Origin of the sequence: Bacteroides sp. ET71, assembly GCF_023336905.1 — a bacterium.
Classification (GTDB): Bacteria; Bacteroidota; Bacteroidia; order Bacteroidales; family Bacteroidaceae; genus Bacteroides.
The window spans coordinates 1-1196 of sequence record NZ_JAMBLS010000095.1 but is presented as its reverse complement, the minus strand read 5'-3'; the positions used below and the strand labels follow the sequence as shown (position 1 = coordinate 1196).

Genomic DNA, 1196 nt, shown 5'->3' with positions numbered 1-1196 from the left:
GGGTGGCGGAGCGAAGTCCGTACCCGTAACGGAAACGGAGGGAAGGACGGTCAGCCCGGTCACGCAGGTGGCGGAACAGGTCGTGTCGATGCTGGCACAACCGATGTCCGATGCCGAGTTCATGGAACGGTACAGCCGTCCGCACAATCTGGGATTCCATACCGTGTCGGACCATGCGTGCGTATCGGCCCGGAACAGCATCCGTGCCTGCATCCGGCGCACGGTCACGGTAAGCGACGGCAAGGAGGCGGAAATCCGCCTACTGGAACCGGTCGATGTCGGGGGCATGTATATACCGGCCAACACCGTGCTGACCGCTACGGCACGCATCAACGGGGAGCGCATGGAACTGACCGTCAGCTCCATTGCCTATAAAGGGAGCGTCGTGCCGGTGGAACTGGAGGTATATGACATGGGCGGCATGAAAGGCATCTCCGTGCCGGGGTCGCAGGAACTGACCGCACTCAAGGAGATGGCGGCCAACATGGGTTCCACGATGGGCAGCAGCATCAACATCTCCACCGATGCCGGGGCGCAACTGGCCTCGGACTTGGGACGCGGTGCGATACAGGGGCTGTCGCAATACCTCGCCACGAAGTTCCGCACCGTCAAGGTAACGCTCAAAGCGAACCACGCGGTGCTGCTTGTGCCCAAGAAATAATCTTATGTATCACTATTATTCACAAGGAAAAATGAAGAAAATTATGCTTATGGCGGCTCTCATGACCGCAATGACCCATGCCCAAGCGCAGAGGGTCGTGGAAGAAACCGATTTGAAAGAAACGGAAAAAACGGCTGTCCCGACAACTGCCGATGATGGCGGGATGAAACGAAGTCCGTCCACCGGTGATTTGTTCGACGGGCTGACACGCCCGATAACCTTCGACCGGATGATACCCCCGTATGCGCTGGAGGTTACGTTTTACAAGACCGTGCATATCATCTTCCCCGCCACTATCAAATACGTGGACTTGGGTTCCGCCGATATCATCGCGGGCAAGGCGGACGGCTCGGAAAACGTGCTCCGGGTGAAGGCCGCCTTGCGCGACTTCTCCCGCGAAACCAATCTGGCGGTGATTACCGAGGATGGAAGCTACTATACCTTCAACGTGAAGTATGCCGACGAGCCGACCAAGCTGAACATCGAGATGAAGGACTTCCTGCACGACGGGGAGGCGGTGAACCGCCCGAACAAT

At 58.0% G+C, this 1196-nt stretch carries 2 protein-coding genes; both read left to right on the top strand.

Annotated elements, in window-relative coordinates; all coding sequences use genetic code 11:
• A partial coding sequence (gene traM / locus M3090_RS15300) for a conjugative transposon protein TraM (protein WP_249057706.1) occupies positions 1 to 661 on the top strand: 661 nt, incomplete at its 5' end.
• Positions 662 to 692: 31 nt separating this feature from the next.
• The coding region (locus M3090_RS15295) for a DUF4138 domain-containing protein (protein WP_249057704.1) at positions 693 to 1196 on the top strand (504 nt) is incomplete at its 3' end.